8 protein-coding genes are annotated in these 17263 nt (G+C 68.4%); 4 read left to right on the top strand and 4 right to left on the bottom strand.

Annotated elements, in window-relative coordinates:
* Positions 1-175: 175 nt before the first annotated feature.
* Both AC07PT_RS07660 and AC07PT_RS07655 read left to right on the top strand, forming a co-directional pair.
* Entirely contained in the window at positions 176-796 is a 621-nt protein-coding gene (locus AC07PT_RS07660; RefSeq protein WP_492346763.1) for a phenylacetic acid degradation protein PaaY, read from the top strand.
* 287 nt (positions 797-1083) lie between these two features.
* Entirely contained in the window at positions 1084-2451 is a 1368-nt protein-coding gene (locus AC07PT_RS07655; RefSeq protein ID WP_494656345.1) for an MFS transporter, read from the top strand.
* Positions 2452-2460: 9 nt separating this feature from the next.
* Here the strand turns inward: AC07PT_RS07655 and AC07PT_RS07650 are convergent, their stop codons facing one another.
* A complete protein-coding gene (locus AC07PT_RS07650; RefSeq protein ID WP_494656344.1) occupies positions 2461-3594 on the bottom strand; it encodes a LysR family transcriptional regulator in 1134 nt (377 codons plus the stop codon).
* 215 nt (positions 3595-3809) lie between these two features.
* Between AC07PT_RS07650 and AC07PT_RS07645 the strand changes: the two genes are divergently transcribed.
* Positions 3810-6014, top strand: a complete 2205-nt coding sequence (locus AC07PT_RS07645; protein ID WP_494656343.1) for a virginiamycin B lyase family protein — start codon at positions 3810-3812, stop codon at positions 6012-6014.
* Between the two features lie 38 nt (positions 6015-6052).
* Here the strand turns inward: AC07PT_RS07645 and pbpC are convergent, their stop codons facing one another.
* The 3 genes from pbpC to AC07PT_RS07630 form a co-directional block, all read right to left on the bottom strand.
* Positions 6053-8398 (bottom strand): penicillin-binding protein 1C, encoded by a 2346-nt coding sequence (gene pbpC / locus AC07PT_RS07640; RefSeq protein WP_494656342.1) that lies wholly within the window; start codon positions 8396-8398, stop codon positions 6053-6055.
* On the bottom strand, positions 8395-14379 hold the full coding sequence (locus AC07PT_RS07635; protein ID WP_494656341.1) for an alpha-2-macroglobulin family protein: 5985 nt from the start codon (positions 14377-14379) through the stop codon (positions 8395-8397). Before AC07PT_RS07635 ends, pbpC begins: the two co-directional genes overlap by 4 nt.
* A gap of 194 nt (positions 14380-14573) precedes the next feature.
* Positions 14574-16094, bottom strand: coding sequence for a Do family serine endopeptidase (locus tag AC07PT_RS07630; protein WP_494656340.1), 1521 nt, complete (start codon positions 16092-16094; stop codon positions 14574-14576).
* A gap of 260 nt (positions 16095-16354) precedes the next feature.
* On the opposite strand from AC07PT_RS07630, the gene AC07PT_RS07625 reads away from it, so the two are divergent.
* Positions 16355-17236, top strand: a complete 882-nt coding sequence (locus tag AC07PT_RS07625; protein ID WP_494656339.1) for an alpha/beta fold hydrolase — start codon at positions 16355-16357, stop codon at positions 17234-17236.
* Positions 17237-17263: the final 27 nt, after the last annotated feature.

Here is a 17263-nt window from a genome sequence, read left to right as displayed (position 1 = left end):
TGAGCCCCGTCTTGGCGCGGGCGTCCAGTCATTGCTTGCGCTGGCTCAAATCTATGTTTGACCGTCCAGTCGGTCGATAATACTATCGGGACTCTTTCTGATGCAAGTCAAAACCCCCGGTGGAAACCCTAGGCCCTGCCCAGACGAACCGCCCAGATTCCAAGGAGACCCTTTCATGCCCTGCTACGCGATCGACGGTGTTGTCCCTGTCATCCACCCCAGTGCCTATGTGCACCCCACGGCCGTACTGATCGGCGATGTGATCGTGGGCCCCGACTGCTATGTGGGGCCCTGTGCCGCGTTGCGTGGTGACTTCGGGCGCATCGTGTTGCACCGCGGCGCCAACGTCCAGGACACCTGCGTGGTCCATGGCTTTCCCAATCAGGACACTGTCGTCGAGGAAAACGGCCACATCGGCCACGGTGCCGTGCTGCACAGCTGTGTGGTGCGACGCGACGCCCTGGTGGGCATGAACGCGGTGGTGATGGACGAGGCCGAGATCGGCGAACAATCCATCGTGGCGGCCAGTGCCTTCGTGCCGGCTGGCACCAAGGTGCCTGCGCGCACCCTGATGGCAGGTGTGCCAGCCAAGGCCCTGCGCCCCTTGCGTGACGAAGAGATCGCCTGGAAGCTCGAAGGCACGCGCACCTACCAGGCCTTGACCCGCCGCTGCCTGGCCTCGATGGTCGAGGTCAGCCCTCTGACGGAACCCGAGGCCCAGCGCCCTCGCCTGCCGGCCACCGACGTGCACTCGCTGATCGCTACCCGGCGCCAGGAGGCCCCACCGGCTGTCTGATTCAAAGGGGCTTGAGCCCTGCCCTTTCAAGCCCCAGAACGAGCACATACGGTGCCTAGATGCCGATGATCGGCTCAGTGAATACCGTCTAACACTGATCATCAACCGATCATCAAAGTCATCGCCACTCGTCGCCCAACGGCGGCTGACAAGCCCGCGACAGCGGCTTGCAAACACTTACAGACCCGTCTGCACCGCTCCCGTGATGCTAGGCGGCGCCTCGCCCGCACGGCCCCGATGTTGGGCCGGGGGCCGCGCCGCGACGACATCACAACAAGGAGACAAGCATGACCCCTGCCCCCAACCGGCCTCCCTTGACAGGCTCAGCCCCCGCTGCCGAGCTTCCAGCCGCCACAGCGGCCTTCACCCAGGCGGTGTTCCGAAAAATCAATTGGCGACTCATGCCGCTGCTGCTGATCTGCTATGCCGTGGCCTACCTCGACCGCATCAACATCGGCTATGCCCAGTTGCAGATGCGGCAGACCCTCGACTTCAGCGATGCGGTGTACGGCCTGGGCGCCGGCATCTTCTTCATCGGCTACCTGCTGTTCGAGGTGCCCAGCAACCTGATGCTCGAAAAGATCGGCGCCCGCAAGACCCTGCTGCGCATCATGGTGTGCTGGGGCGTGGTGGCCGCGGCCATGGCCTTTGTCAGCACGCCAACCCAGTTCTACGTGGCGCGTTTTCTGCTGGGGGCATTCGAGGCCGGCTTTTTTCCCGGCATCATCCTGTACCTCACCTACTGGTATCCGGCCGACCGCCGCGCACGCATGATCGCGATCTTCATGTGCGCGACCACGCTGGCCGCCCTCAGCGCCGGCCCCTTGAGCGGCGCCATCATGAAATACCTCAACGGACACGGCGGACTGGCTGGCTGGCAATGGCTGTTCCTGGTCGAGGGCCTGCCCGCCGCGGTGCTCGGGGTGGTGGCCTTTGTGGTGCTGCGCGACACACCCGAGCAGGCGCCCTGGCTCAGCGAGGCTGAAAAGCGCTGTGTGCGTGAGGCCATGGCCCGCTCGTCCAGCACCGTGGGCAGCGCCGCGCACGGCTCGCTGCGCCACATGTTGGCCGACCCGCGCATTTACCTGCTGTCGCTCGCCTACACCTGCCTGCTGGCCAGCACCATGGGCCTGACCTTCATGGCCCCCTCGCTGATCCGCTCCTGGGGCGTGCAAGACCTCGTGGAGATCGGTTGGTACACCGGGCTGCCCAACCTGCTGGGCCTGGTCGGCATGATCGTGATCGGCGGGCACAGCGACCGCCACGGCGAAAGGCGCTGGCACTATGCCTTCTGCATCGCGCTGGCCATGCTGGGGGTCGGCCTGAGCACCCTGGTGGAGGGCTCGCCCCTGCTCAAGATGTCGGTGATGGCGGTCAGCTACATCGGCATCGCCGGCGCCACGCCGCTGTTCTTCACCAGCGTGACCGAGTACCTGCCCAAATCAGTGGCCGCTGGCGGCATCGCGCTGATCAGCAGCCTGGGCAACCTGGGCCCGGCCGCCAGCCCCAGTGTGATGGCCTACCTCAACACGCAGTCCGGAGGCATGACCCACAGCCTGTACTTCGTGATCCTGAGTTGGCTGGCCTCGGGGGTGCTGCTGACACTCACCCTGCGCGCACCGGGCGCCAAGGCACCGGTGCCAGCCACGGCCTGACCGAGGCCCTCAGGCCACGCTGTCAGCGCCTTGACACTGGCACGCCGCGCCGCAGCGCAGCTCGTCGGCGACGTGTTCTTCGGGCACGGCCTCCGGCGGAGCCGCAGAAGCGGCAAGCGGCAGCGCTGCGGGTGCGGCAGCCGAGGCGGGTGCGGCGGCCGCCGCCTGGGGCCCAAAACGCTCCAGCGCCCAATCCACCAGCGCGGCCAGGGCAGGCGACTCGGTTTCGTCGCAACGCAGCAGCAGACCCAGCGGCTCCACCCCCAGGTTCAGGCCGGGCAGCACGGCCACCAGGCGCCCTGCCGCCAGGTCATCGGCCACCAGGGCCTGCGGCAGCACCGCAATGCCTGCCCCGTGGAGAGCCAGTGCATGCAGGGCCAGCGCATTGTTGGCCTGCACCACCACACGCGGCGCCAAGGGGGCCTCTACATCGGCATCGGCATCGGCCTCTGTCTCGAAACAGTCTTCGTGCCCACTGAAGGGGCCATCCCAGTCCTCGTCCTCGTCCTCCTGCCAGCAGGCCGGTGCCTCGGACAAGTGCGCGTCATCCCGTTCGTCTTCGCTCAGCTCATCGGAGGTCAGGAAGCCCAGGCATTGATGCCGCACCAGTTCCTCGGCACGCTCGGGGCAGCTCTGGCGTTCCAGATAAACCGGTGAAGCCACCATGCTGAGTACCTGCTCACTCAGAGGTAAGCATTCGATACGCGAATGGTCCAGGGGCTCGCCACGGTGAAAGACCAGATCAAAGTCATCGTCCACCGGATTGGCGGCACGATCGTCCAACACCAGCGACAGCTGTACCTTGGGATAGGCCTGCAGGAAGCCGGCCAGGGCCGGCGCCAGGTCACGGGTGCCGAACAGCACCGGAGCGTGCACGCGCAATGACCCGCTGGCCTGCCGGGCCGTGGCCTGCAAGCCAGCCTCGGCACCCCGAACCATTTCGAGGATGCTGCGGCATTGCTGGTGGTAGGCAGCGCCCGCCGCGGTCAGGCGCTGCCAACGGCCATGGCGCTCGAACAGGGGCGTGCCCAGTTGTTCTTCCAAAGACTGGATCTGTTGGCCGATCAAGGCCGGCTGGAGCTCAAGGGCTCTTGCAGCGGCCGCCATGCTGCCGGTCTCCACCGTGGCAACAAAGACGGCCATGCTCTGAAATCGATCCATGTGTGCAATGCGTCATTTTTTTGTGAGGCGCTGATGGTAGGCGATTTGAGCGGCACAGCCGCGGGCCCCAAGGGACCGTAAACCGGCCTCGGCGACAAGAAAACTTACACACGAGCGGTTTTGAATCTGATTTGTTTCATTTTTTATCATTAAATTGATAAAAAATATCATTTTATAAATCAAATAAAGCCGTCATCATGCTCCCGACCCCGCGCACCACCGCCTTCAGGTCCGTGGTCGCTGACCACATCCGCCCCCTTCCCCACTTTCGCAAGCGCGGCCCCCCCTCGCACGCCCGCACGCTCCGGCACCGGGCTGGCCTGGGCCTGATCGGGATGCTGTGCCTGTGCTCAAGCTGGGCCTCGGCCCAGATCATCGGTCTCACGCGCTATCCCCTGGGGCCCGACACCCTGCCCCGGCAGATCGTTGCGGGGCCCGACGGCCACATGTGGTTCACCCAGGACCAGGCGATGCAGAACAAGACCAGCGTGGTGCAGATGAGCCTCGATGGGGACATCCGCGCCACGCACGAGACCGCGTCCTGGGGCGCCGTTCCGTCCCGGCTCGGTTCAGACGCCGACGGCAACATCTGGGTCACCGTCTGGGACGCCTCCGTGATCCGGGTGGCGCCCGACGGCACGCAGACCGCTTTCATGGCCCCCTCCTCCATCTGGGGGCAGTATGGCGGGGCCAGCGGGATCACGGCAGGCCCCGATGGTCACATGTGGGTGGTGATGCAAGGGGGCGTAGCCCGCATCGCGCCCGATGGCAGCATGACGGCTTACCCCATCGCCAGCAGTTCCTACTTCGGCCTCTATGGATCCATCGTCCTTGGACCGGATGGCCAGTTTTGGATTGCCGATGGCGGCACGGCCCGGATCATCCACCTCGACCCCGACACGGGCAACAGCGTGTCGTACCCCCTGCCCGACCCCTATTCCTACCCCGGCGGGCTCACAGTGGGCCCCGACGGGCAGGTGTGGTTCACCGTGCCCGCGGCGCAGCAGATCGGGCGCATCAACCCGGTCGACGGCAGTTCGCAGTTCTTCACCACGCCGACCACCCACCCTCGCTCGATCACTGTGGGCCCGGACGGCAACCTCTGGTACGTGACCGGCAATCCCTACGGGACCAACGTGATCGGCCGCATCACCCCGCTGGGGCGCATCACAGAATACCCCGTGCTCAGGGGCAGCAAGGGTGAGGGCATCACCTTGGGGCCCAACGGCAAGCTGTGGCTCATCGAAAACTTGATCGACCCCGCCACCGGCGGCATCTCCACCAGCAACATCGCCAGCTTTGCCCTGCTGGCCCGGGTGATCGGCCTGGCCACCGGCCCGGGTGGCACGGTCACCCCCGCTTCGCAAGACCTGCACATGGGCACGTCGGCCACGCTGACGATCAACCCCGACCCGGGTTACCTGGTCGACACCGTGGAGGCCGACCGTTGCGGCCCCGTCAGCCTCAGCGACCAGGGCACGGTCAGCACGGCCGTGTTGAGCAGCGACTGCACTGTAAGCGCCCGCTTCACGGCCCCGCAGTGCAGCGCCAGCCCGCCGCGCGGCTTTGCGGGCGACACGGTGAGTCTGCTCTGCCAAGGCCTGCCGGCCGTGGGGCAGTTGGACATCCCCGGCGCCACCTGCGGCGACACCACAGACGGCCAGGCCACCTGCCTGGGCACGATCGGCCAGACCGACGGCAGCGGGAACGCGGGCGACATGATGGGCCATGGCGTCGACCTGCCTTCGCTTTTCTCCCCTTTGGTACCCGCAAGCTGCCTGGCCGTGCCCGACATGGGCTTTGCGAATACCCCGGTGGAACTGGTGTGCAGCGGCTTGCCGCCACAGGCATCACTGACAGTGAACGGTGCCCTCTGTACAGCGCCTGAGCCCGATGGCAGCCTGCGCTGCCAAGGACTGCTGATGGGCGGCGACCATCCCGCCCCAGATGCCGTCACCGCCCTGGTCGAAGGCAGCGAAGCCCGCCAGCCCATCCACTTTCAGACCTTGCCTGGCCCGATCTGCCATGCTGAGCCCAACCCGGCACGCAGCGGCACCCCAATCGACATCCTCTGCAGCGGCGTTCCCGAAGACACCACGGCCACACTCGCCAACGGTCTGTGCCAACTCGACAGCGACGGGCAAGCCCATTGCCAGGGCATGGCCGGGCTGGGGCCTGGTGAACTGGGGCTGAACCCCGCGCTCACGTTTGAACTGAACGGCGCCACGGCGCGAATCGTCACCCCGTTGGCGCTGCTCAGCGACCCGCCTCCCCCCGACGGCGACGGCACGCTGGCCCCTGTGCCGACCCTGGGCACGGCTGGCCTGGGCGGACTGATCACGTTGCTGCTGTTCGGCACCCGTCGCCACAGCCGTCGCGGACAGCGCCGGGCCCCACGCTGAGACGCCAGGCTGAGCCCCTGGGCTGAAGGGCCACGTGCTCATGGCCGCGCAGGCCGCACTGCGTCAGGGTTCGCCCGCAGTCCGGCGCCGCGCACCTCCAGTCGGATCTCATCGAGCACCTGCCCCTGTGCATTGGTGAGTTGCATCCGATGCCGTCCAGGCCAGGGCAACCAGGACCACACCGGGCCCCGCCCGACGGGCTGGTCATCCAGGCGCCAGCGCAGGTCGGCTTCGGCGCCGTCCGCCGGTACGACGGCGGTGGCACGAAAGTTCAGCCGTTGATGGGCCGGCGGAATGTCCGGGTCCAAGGCCACGATGGTGCCCGTGGCCGGCTCGGCAATGCGGGCCTCCAGCACAGGGGGCGCCGCCGCGGGGCTGCGCCGCCGACGCTCGGCGGTCTGCCCAGAGACCGTCGGGTGGCCAGCAGGCCGGTCCACTGCCGAAGGCGCCCGCGCCTGGAACACCGCCTGCTCGGTGCCGGCCAGAAACCATTCGCGGCGTGGCGCCTCCAGCCAGGCCGACGAGCCGCCCCTGGCCGCGTCGTCGCGCCCCTCGGCCCGGACCTGGGCAAAACGCACCTCGACCTGCACCAGGCCGGGCGGCGGCTTGGCCGGCAGGCTGGACTGGCGGGCGTGCAGAAAGTTCATCACCTCGGCCCACACCGGCGCGGCGCCGGTGGTGCCGCTGACATCATGCATGGGCTTGCCGCTGGCATTGCCCACCCACACCCCCACGGTGTAGCGCTGCGACCAGCCCACAGCCCAGTTGTCGCGCATGTCCTTGCTGGTGCCGGTCTTGACCGCGCTCCAGAAGCGGGTGGCCAGCACGCTGTCGGTACCGAAGGTGCGGGCCCGGGCGTTGGGATCGCTCAGGATGTCGCCCACCAGCCAGGCCGCCGCGGGGTCCAGCGCGCGGCGCGAGGGCCTGCTGACGGGTGCGACGGGTAAGCCCGGCAGCACAGGCGATGCCAGCTCGCCGGCCTGGCCCGCGTTGGCCAAGGTGCGGTAGGCATTGCTCAGATCCAGCAGGGGCAGTTCCGGGCTGCCCAGGGCCAGGCTGTAGCCGTAGTAATCGCCGCTTTCACGCAGCGGCAGGCCGGCTGCGCGCAATTGGCGGTGCAGCGCATCGGGCGACACCAGGGCCAGCACGCGCACCGCCGGGACGTTGAGCGAGGCGGCCAGCGCGCTGCGCGCCGAGACCCAGCCCTTGAAGTGGTGATCGTAGTTCTGCGGGATGTACAGCCCGCCCGGCGTGGGGATGTAGGCCGGCGAATCATCGAGCAGCGAGGCCGCAGTCAAACGCCGTTCGGCCAGGGCCTGGGCATACAGAAAAGGCTTGAGGGTGGAGCCCACCTGGCGCCGCGCCAGCACACCGTCCACCTCACGGGCCCGGCTCAGCGCCCCCGACGAGCCCACCCAGGCCAGCACCTCGCCACTGGCGTTGTCCAGCACCACCAGGGCGCCGTCTTCGACATGGCGGCCAGCCAGTTCGCTCAGATGGCGTTGCAGGGTCTGCACCGCAAAGCGCTGCAAGGGGGCCCGCACGGTGCTGCGCACGCTGGCCAGGCCGCGCCCGCCCGCGGGCAGACGCTTCAGTACCTGGCGCGCCCAGTGCGGGGCCACGCCGCTGCTGCCCTCCAACGCGCGGCGCTGCAAGGCCCCGGCCACCAGCAGGTCAAGGGCCTCGCAATCTGGCTTGTCTGGCTTGAGCGCTGCCTGCACCGCCCCCAACACACCGCAGGCGCGGCGGGCCACCTGGGCCTCGGGCGCATTGGGGGCGCGCACCAACGCCGTGGCGATGGCGGCTTCGCGCAGGTCCAGGCCCTGCGCGGCCTTGCCGAACAGGGTGCGCGACAGGGCGTCGATGCCCACCAACTCGCCCCGAAACGGCAGCAGGTTCAGGTAGGCCTCCAGGATCTGGTCTTTGCGCCAACGCCGCTCCAGCACCTGGGCGGCCACCGTCTGCCCCAGCTTTTGCACCACGCTGCGCCCACCGCTGCGCTGCCGCCAATCACCATCGAGCAGGCCGGCCAGTTGCATGGTCACGGTGGAGGCACCCCGGGTGCGGCCGTGCCACAGCTGCCCCCAGGCGGCCGCCGAAACGGCCGGCCAGTCCACCCCGCTGTGCTCGTAAAAACGCTTGTCTTCGCTGAGCAACAGGGCCGTGCGCAGCGCAGGCGACACATCTTCCAGGGCGATCCAGGGGCCCCGGCGCACCGAGGCGTCGGTGCGCACGGTCTGCAAGGGCTCACCGTCGCGGTCCAGCACCAGCAGGTCGCTGGGGCGATGGTTTTGCCGCACCTCCTCAAAGCTGGGCAAGGCCAGGGCGGCCGTCGTGGTCAGCAGCAAGACCCCGCTCAGGGCCCGGCGCAGCAGGCCCCTCATGGGGTGGGTTCCACCTTCAGCTCCTCGTTCGGAGCCTCGCCGAACATCTCGGGCGCGTACAGGGCCTCCACGCGGCTGGGCGGCAGGGCAAAGCGCCCCACGTTGTTCAGGCGCAGCGTGTAGTCCAGCTTGATCGTGCCCTTGGGCAGGTACTCGTAATAGCTGCGGAAGGCCTCGAAGCTGCGCTCTTCAAAGGCCGGCCAGGCATTGCCCTGCCGCCTTTCACCCTGGGTGGCGATCTCGGAATCGCGCCCCAGACCGCTGCCCAGCACGGTGGCCCCAGCGGGCACCGGGTCGCTCAGCACCACCCAGCTCATGTCGGCGCTGGCCGTCACCTCCAGCGTGACCCGCAGCACATCGCCGCGGCTGTAACGGCCTTTGACGGCCTGCTCCAAGGGCGTGACGGTCTTGCGGATCTGGTAGCCGGCGTTGACCGGGGCCTTGAGCGGCACGGCCGCCAGGGCTTGCACCGTGAGCCAGGGCTTGCCGCTGCCCGCCTGGCTGACCGCCAGCGCAGCCTGGGCGCCCTTGGTGCCCTCTGCCGGCCAGGGCAGCTCCAGGGTGTTGTTGCGCCAGCCGCCCGGCGCCGCGGGGGCCCCGAAGGCCGTGGTCTGGTGGGGTGCACCGGCGCTGTCAGCGGGCTTGGCCCGTTCGACCCGGGCCCAGTCCACGTTGCCGCTGGCGGGGCCCAGGCTGGCCCGGGTGCTGCCGCTGACCGGAGCGGTCTCGAATCGGGCCGAGAACTTCTCCAGCGCCAGGCCGCCCCACAGATTGGCGGTGGTGGTGCGCCAGGCGCCGTTCTGCTGACGGCCGATGAAGCCGGCGGCCAGACGCCCTAGATCGTCCTTCCAGGCCGGGTCGTCCTGCACGGCCAGCAAGAGCCGGGCGGCGTTCACGTCGCCGTTTTGCATCATCCACCACCAGGCATCGTCGGCCTCCGTGCTGAACACCACCTTGCTGCCCTGGTAGGACAGGCGGGCACGCAACACCTGGCTGGCCTCGGCCAGGCGCTGCTCGCGCTGCGGGATGTCTTTCACGCGGCGCAGGATGTTGAACCAATCGATGACGGTGTGGGTGGGCCACTGGTTGGGGGCCACGGTCACGCTGCCCAGCAGCCGTGCCGGGGCCAGGCCGTAGCGCGACAAGGCCTCGATGGCAGCGATCTTGCGCATGTCCAGGTCCTTGCGCGGGCTCCAGAAATCACGGCTGATGCGCCCCTCGACAAAGGCGGTCAGACCGCGGGCCAGGGCGTCGCGCAGCGCGTCGGGCAGCGCAAAGGCGGGGTTCAGCCCGGCGGCCTCATCGGTGGCTGCCAGCAGGTAGGCGCTCAGCACATCGCTGCCACGCTGGGCATCGCCATCGCGCGGCGGAAAGTAGCTGGCCAGGCCGTCGCTGTCGAGGTAGCCAGGCATCTGGGCCAGCACGGTCTGCCACAAGCGGGCATCACGCAGGCCCACGGCCTTGCTGGTCTTCTGCTCCAGGCAGATGAAGGGGTAGTTCGCAAACCAGTCCCGCACACCGGGCAAGCCGTCGGCCAGCCGTGGCTGCAAGGCCAGCTTGAGGCCGCCGCGGCCCGGCAGGGCCCCGGCCGGCAAGGCCACGTCCAGGCTGTAGGGCCCGTCGAGTTGCACCAGGGTGGCCTGGCGCACCGTGAGCGGGGTGACCGGGATCAGGCGCTGGCTGGCCTTCAAGGCGTCTCGGGCGCCGCTGAGGCTGTCCTTGGCCTCGATCTCCCACAGCAGGGCCTGGGCGCGGGTCTGGCCCAGTTGTGCAGGGGCCGTCACCGTCCAGGCCACTTCGCGCGCCTCGCCAGGCGGGATGTCCAGGGACTGAGGCGGCGGCGCCAACAAGGTGGCGCGTGCGCTGACCTGCACCTTCATGGGCTTGGCCGTGGTGTTGCGCAGGGTGAACTGGGCGCGGAACTGGTCGTCCTCACGCACCAGCGGCGGCAGGCCACTGATGATCTGCAGGTCTTGCGTGACGCGGATCGCCGCCTGGCCAGTGCCGAACAGGCCAGCGCCAGCATCGGCCACCGCCACCACCTGGAAGGTGGTGATGGCGTCGTTCAGCGGTACCTTGAGCGTGGCCTGGCCCTGCGCATCGAGCTGCACCCGCGGCTGCCACAGCAGCAGGGTGTCCAGCAGTTCGCGCGTGTTGCTGCGCCCCCCACCGCCGCCCGCCGCCACCGCCTTGCGGCCGTAGTGGCGCCGGCCCACGATCTCCATCTGGGCAGTGGACGTCTCCACCCCCCAGGCGCGACGCTGCAGCATGGCGTCCAGCACGTTCCAGCTGGTGTTGGGCATCAGCTCCAGCAGGGCCTGGTCCACCACGGCCACGGCGACTTCGGCGTTGGCGGCGGGCCGGCCATCCGGCAACGTGGCGCGCAGCGTCACCTGGGCCTGGCCACGCACCCCGTAGCCGGCCTTGTCGGTGCTCACCTTCACATCGATGCGATGGGCCGCCGTGCCCACCCGCAGTTCGGCCAGGCCCAGGCGGAAGGCGGGTTTGCTGAGATCGACCAGGGCCGAAGGGGCCACGTACTCGCGGCCCTCGAACCAGAACGCGGTCCACCACTCGCGCGGGGCCTTGTAGCCCCAGGAGAAAAAGCTGTACCAGGGCACCTCGCGCAGGCGCCCGCGCAGGGCCAGCACGCTCACATAGACATTCGGGCCCCAGCCCGGCTGCACTTTGAGCTGTACCGTCGGGTCCTGCCCATTGAGCTGCACCACCTCGGAGTGCAAGATCCCCTCACGTTCGACCGACACCAGGGCGGTGGCATAGCGGAAGGGCATGCGCACTTGCAAGCGTGCGGTCTCGCCGGGCTGGTAGCTCTTCTTTTCGGGCAGCACATCGATGCGGTCGTGGTTGTCGCCACCAAACCACAACTCGCCCTGGCGCGTGATCCACACCGTGCCGGCGGCCTGGGCCTCGTGGCCCTGGCCGTCCTTGGCGGTCACCACCAGCTCGATCTCGCCCCCCTCGCGCAGCGTGGTCTCGCACAACAGCAGGCCCCGGCCGTCACTGCGCCCACTGCATACCGTGCCCAGCTCCTGGCGGCTGCTCTGGTTGTCATAGGCATAAAAGCCACCCACCATGCGTTTGCGGCTGGTGGTGGTGCGGCGCGCCACGGCACGCACCTCCAGTGGCACATCGGCCTGGGCCCGGCCGGCCGTGTTCAGTGCCAGGGCCTGGAAGCGCAGGGTCTGGCCGCTGGCCACCCAGCCTTCGGTCTTGAGGCCCGGCACCACCGCCGCCGGCCACAACACCTGCTGGCTGCGCAGGGTCTGCACCTCGCCGTTGGGGTCGGCGTAGCGCGCCTCCAGCAGCAGGTCCTGGGCCTGGCGCGAGGCAGGCAGCTCGGGCAGGGTCAGTCGCCCACTGCCCTGGCGATCCAGCAACAGCGGCAGCTTGTCGGCCACCACCCGCTGGTCCTGGGCGGCTTGGGGTTGTTCTTCGTCCGCCTGCTCGCTGGCCACCTGGGGCCCGCGCGGCGGGTTGAAGCTGAAATCGTCGTAATCGGCAAAGGCCGTGGCGTGCGGGCGCACCAGCGCCGACACCCGCACCGGCAACTGGGCCGCCGGCCCGCCCGAAACGTAGCTGATCTGTACCTGGGTGGGCAGGCTGTCCAGGTGGACCAGCGGGCCCTTGCCCACGGGGCCGATCTGGCCTTGCAATACCGGCAGCCGGAACTCTTCCACCCGGAACTGCCCACTTGGCTGACCATTGAGGCTCACGCTGTAGACCCCCAACTTGGCCGCGGGGGGAATGGCGAACTCGCTCTCGGCACTGAAGCCGCCGCTGGCTGTCTGGCGCCAATGCAGCGGCAGGCTGAACTGCTGGCCACTGCCCTCATGGGTGATGACCACGGTGGCCGGCCCCTGGGGGGGCAAGCCCAGGCCCTGGCGGGTCTCCGTGCGCAGGAAATGCTTCATGGCCACGGTCTCGCCGGCCCGCAACAGCATGCGGTCGAACACGGTGTGGGCCCGCACGTCGGCCTTCGCCTCCTGGCTGGTGGGCACATTGAAGCGCCAGGATTCGATGCCCCGGTTCCAGTCGCTCCAGGTAAAGGCCAGGTCTTCCACACCGTCGGGGCCCTTGGCACGGGCGCTGACGAAGTAGGCCTCGCGGTAGTCGGCGTCATCCGACTCTTCGCCGTCCCGGGTGCGGGGGCCGCGTTGTGGACAGGCCGGGGGCTTGGGCGCCAGGTTGCCAAAGTCGATCAGCCCCTGGGCATTGGTGCGGCCCTGGGCCAGCTCACGGCCCGCGCAGTCCGACACCCGCACCAGCGCACCGGCCACCACCGTGCCTTTGTCGAGGGTGGTGACCCAGGCCTGGGCGTTCTCACGCCCCAGCTTGAAATGCACCCCCAGGTTGGTGACCAGGGCAGAGGTGCGCACCACCATGCTGCGCCCAGGCCCATAGCCTTCGGCCAGCAGCTTTTCGCCCAACCGGCGGGACTGGATCTCGACCACGTGGAAGCCCGGGCTCAGCGGAATGCCCACCACCTCGAAGGGGCGCGGATCGGGGCCCTCGGTCTTGGGCAGGTCCAGCGCCTTCACGCCCGCAAGGCCGTCGATCAGCGACAGCATGCGCGACTCGACCTGGCCACGGGTGTCGGGCAAGACCTCTTTGGGCAAGGGGCCCTTCACGTCGCGGGCCGCCCGGCTGCGGGGCACCCAGAAGGCGTCGTAGGCCTGCACCTTGCGGTACCAGGCAATGATGTCAGCGTCGTTCTTCGGCTGCAGATCACGCACCTGGCCCGGGCTCAGGCCCTTCACTTGCAAAGCGGGTTCGACCTGGCGCAGCGTGACCGGCAGCAAGGCCGGGCCGCCGGGCTCGGCGAGGCGCTCGATCACCCCAAACGGGGCGGCAGCAAACTTGGCCAGCGGCGGCATGGCACCGGTGGCCACCGCCAGCGGAAAGGTGGCGGCATTGCTCAGCGGCCGCCCCGAGACATCGGCAAAGCCACCGGGCAGGGTCAATCGGTAATTCTTGCGCTCCGGGAACAGCCCGTTGAAGCTCAGTGAGGTGACCGCGCCGTCGGCGCCGTCCTCGGCCGGGTCCAGGCTGGGGCTCAGGCTGCCGCCGTCGTGCTGCAGACGCACCCCCTCGGCCAGGCGCCGCGGCACCGCCGCATTGAAGCGCAGCGTCATGGGCCGGATCGGCAGGCAGGCGGCCTGCGCGTTTTCGCGCTCACAGCTGAAACTGGCGGTGAAGGCTTCACGCACCTGGTAGCGCCAGCGTTTGCCCTGACTGCTGAGCACCCCCCCCGGGGTGGCCACGCCTTGACCGACGACCAGATCCAGCGTCGAACCGGAGGCCATCTGGCGCGGGCAACGCACCGTGTGGTATCGCAAGGGCTCGGCGGCAGCCGCCTTGCTGAGGCCCAGTGCCTGCAACAAGGCCGTGCGATCCGGCGCGTCCAGCGGCTTCACGGGCATGCGCTCACCCAGGCCTTGCATCTCACAGCTCACCCGGGCCTGCACACTGGCCGCTGTGGCCGGGCCATTGAATTGCAAAAGGAAAAACTGCCCCTCATCGATGGGCGCATAGGTCCCGGGCCGGATGCTCTGCACAAACGGTCCACCCGTGTTGAAGCGGAAGCGGTTGCGCCCACTCAGGGCCACGCCCTTGGGCGAGGTGAAACCGGCCCGGGCCTGCAGCTCACAAGCCACGCCGGGCGGCAGGTCGCGCTCGAAATCAAACGCCCATTCGCGCTCACTGAGCCAGCGTCCGCTGCCCTTGCTGGTGGCGCTGTCGTCACAGACCAGGCTCAGGGGGGCCGACGCAGCCGGGTCACCAAAGGTGACGGCAGGCTCATCAAAGCGCGCCAGCACCTGGCGCACCTGGGCCACCTCGCCCTGGGGTGAAAGCTGGCTGATCTGCAGCGCCTGGGCGCCGCTGGCCAGCAAGGCCATGCCGGCCCACAGCGCAACTCGCGCCTGTCGCAAGGCCTTCTGTATGGGGGATTTCTTGTTCATACGCACCTCCTCGACCGGCTCTGGAGGACAAAAGCATCCCCCCGAGCCAGCTCCGGATCGCATCGTATGAGAAACAGGTGGCCATCGGCCAGTGCATGGATCACGATCCATCCGATCAGGGCCTCAATGCAACAAGCCCCCGCGCTGCGGGGGCTTGTGTTCAAGGGCGTGGGGGCACCCAGGCCCCTGGCCGGTCAACCCAGCCGGATCGGCACAAAGATGCGCTGCTCACCGCGCTGGATCAGCAAGGCCACCGACTTGTCGGATTTGGCCACCGCCTCACGCACCTGATCCACCGAGCGGACGTTGGTGCCATTGACGGCCAGCAGCACGTCGCCTTGCTGCACGCCGGCCCGCGCCGCAGCACCCCGGGCGTCCTGCACCAGCAGACCGCTTTCAGCGCCGATCTGTTCGCGCTCCTGCGGTTGCAGTGGGCGCAGGGCCAGGCCCAGCTTGCCCTGGTCCGCAGACTTGTCGCCCTCGGCCTTGGCGGTCTTGTCGCCCACCTTCACCAACTGGGCCTGCAGCTTTTCGGTGCTGCCCTTGCGCCAGACCTCGATGCTGACCTTGTCGCCCGGCGAAGCCAGGGCAATCAGAGCCGGCAGATCCCCCGAAGAGACGATGCGCTGGCCATTCACCTGACGGATCACGTCTCCGGGTTGCAGGCCGGCGCGCTCCGCCGGGCCCCCCTTCTCAATGCTGGACACCAGCGCACCCTCAGGCCGGTCGAGCTTGAACGAATCGGCCAGGGTCTGGTTGACCTCTTGCACCACCACGCCGAGGCGAGCATGTTCAACCTTGCCAGTGGCCACGATCTGGTCGCGGATGCGGATCGCCACATCCACCGGAATCGCGAAGGACACGCCCTGGTAGCCGCCGGTGCGGCTGTAGATCTGCGAATTGATGCCGACCACCTCGCCTCGGGCATTGAACAGCGGCCCGCCGGAGTTGCCGGGGTTGATGGCCACGTCGGTCTGGATGAAGGGCACGGCCGTGTCGTCCGGCAGCGAGCGGCCCTTGGCGCTGACCACGCCAGCCGTCACGGTGTTCTCGAAACCGAAGGGCGAGCCGATGGCCAACACCCATTCGCCCACCTTCAGATCGGCCATGCGGCCGAACTTGACCACCGGCAGGTTCTTGGCATCAACCTTGATCACCGCCACGTCGGTGCGCGGGTCAGAGCCCAGCACCTTGGCGCGAAATTCACGCCGGTCGGTCAGCTTGACCGTGACCTCTTTGGCGCCCTTGACCACGTGGGCATTGGTCAGGATCACACCATCCTCACTGACGATGAAGCCCGAGCCCTGGCCCCGGGTGGGGGTTTCCTGGGCACGCGGACCCTGACGTTGGCCGGGCATGGGGCCACCGAAGCGGCGGAAGAACTCGGCAATCGCCGGGGGCATGTCCTGGGGCATCCCCTGGGCGTTGGCCTCGTCGTCATCGTCATTGGATTCATTGCTGACGCGGGTGGTGCCCACGACGCTGATGTTGACCACGGCCGGGCCGTAACGCTCGGTGATGACCGAAAAGTCGGGCGCCTGCACCGCGCCGACCGGCGCAGTGGCCGCAGGGCCGGCAGCGGCCACCAGCGCCGGGGGCGTCTGGGCATGGGCCAAGCCCATCTGCACGGCCGACACGCCAGCGCCCCCAAGGGCGCCCGCCACCAGCAGGGCCATGACCAGGCGGGATGCGGGCCATTGAACGGTGTTTTTCATCGAAGACTCCTGACCAAAACGGTGTTGCGATGAAAGCACTGTGCCCGGCCAGTCTTAGCGCTGTCTTAAACCGCCCGCCTTGAAGCCGTCCGGCCTCATCTGAAGCCAATCAATGCAAGCGCGAAGGGTGTTGTAAGCCACGTCATCAATGGTTTCAAACAGGCCTTCTGGCTACCCATTCGCCACGTCCAGCCAGTACATTCGCGCCGGATTGCAGGCCCCCTCCTCCACTGCAGTCCCCTTGGACCGCCCTGCACGACATGAAACTCCAGACCCGCCTGATTGACCTTGAAATCCGCGACCAGGGGCCCGCCAAGGCCCCGGTGGTGCTGTTGATCATGGGCCTGGGCATGCAGCTGATCTCCTGGCCCTCGCGCCTGGTGGACACCTTGCTGGCCGAGGGCTACCGAGTGATCCGCTTCGACAACCGCGATGCAGGCTTGTCGCAGCGCTTTCCGGAACTGGGCGTGCCCGGGCTGCCGTGGGCCTGGCTGCGCCGCTCGGTGGGCCTGCCGATCCGCCCCCCATACTCACTGCAGGACATGGCCCAGGACACCGTGTCGCTGCTGGATGCACTGGACATCGAGCGCGCCCATGTGCTGGGGGTGGACCTGGGAGGCATGATCGGCCAGCACATGGCCTTGTTGGCCCCGGGCCGGGTGCGCAGCCTTTGCAGCGTGATGAGCAGCAGCGGCGCCCGTCACCTGCCAGGCCCCGAACGGGCCGTGCGCACCGCGCTGCTGCGCCCCCCCGCCAGCCTTGACACGGCCAGCCTGCTGGCGCACCAGCAGGCGCTGTTCCACCTGCTGCGCAGCCCCAACTTTCCGCAAGACCTGGAGGACCAGCGCAAGCGGCTGCTGGCCGGCATTCACCGGGCCGTGTACCCCGAAGGGGTGGTACGGCAACTGGCGGCAGTGCTGGCCGACACCCAGCGGGCTCGCGCGCTGGCCCAGTTGCATGTGCCAACGCTGGTGGTGCATGGTCGGCAAGACCCGTTGCTGCCGGTGGCCTGCGGCGAAGACACCGCCCGGCGCATACCGGGGGCCAGGTTGCTCACCATCGAGGGCATGGGCCACGATCTGCCACCGGGCGTGGTGCAGGCCTTGCTGGCGGCCCTGCTGCCGCACCTGAAGATGCACTGAGCGCGCTCAGAACAAACTCAGACCGGG

It is taken from the genome of Curvibacter sp. GW821-FHT09D12 (assembly GCF_059416245.1).
Note: the sequence above shows the minus strand (reverse complement) of the source record. Positions and strands in the feature narration are given on the sequence as shown.

What these genes read in the sequence shown, in the direction of transcription:
- AC07PT_RS07660 (WP_492346763.1), top strand. Translation starts at nt 176, where the DNA reads ATGCCCTGCTACGCGATCGACGGTGTTGTCCCTGTCATCCACCCCAGT.
- AC07PT_RS07655 (WP_494656345.1), top strand. Translation starts at nt 1,084, where the DNA reads ATGACCCCTGCCCCCAACCGGCCTCCCTTGACAGGCTCAGCCCCCGCT.
- AC07PT_RS07650 (WP_494656344.1), bottom strand. Translation starts at nt 3,594, where the DNA reads ATGGCCGTCTTTGTTGCCACGGTGGAGACCGGCAGCATGGCGGCCGCT.
- AC07PT_RS07645 (WP_494656343.1), top strand. Translation starts at nt 3,810, where the DNA reads ATGCTCCCGACCCCGCGCACCACCGCCTTCAGGTCCGTGGTCGCTGAC.
- pbpC (WP_494656342.1), bottom strand. Translation starts at nt 8,398, where the DNA reads ATGAGGGGCCTGCTGCGCCGGGCCCTGAGCGGGGTCTTGCTGCTGACC.
- AC07PT_RS07635 (WP_494656341.1), bottom strand. Translation starts at nt 14,379, where the DNA reads ATGAACAAGAAATCCCCCATACAGAAGGCCTTGCGACAGGCGCGAGTT.
- AC07PT_RS07630 (WP_494656340.1), bottom strand. Translation starts at nt 16,094, where the DNA reads ATGAAAAACACCGTTCAATGGCCCGCATCCCGCCTGGTCATGGCCCTG.
- AC07PT_RS07625 (WP_494656339.1), top strand. Translation starts at nt 16,355, where the DNA reads ATGAAACTCCAGACCCGCCTGATTGACCTTGAAATCCGCGACCAGGGG.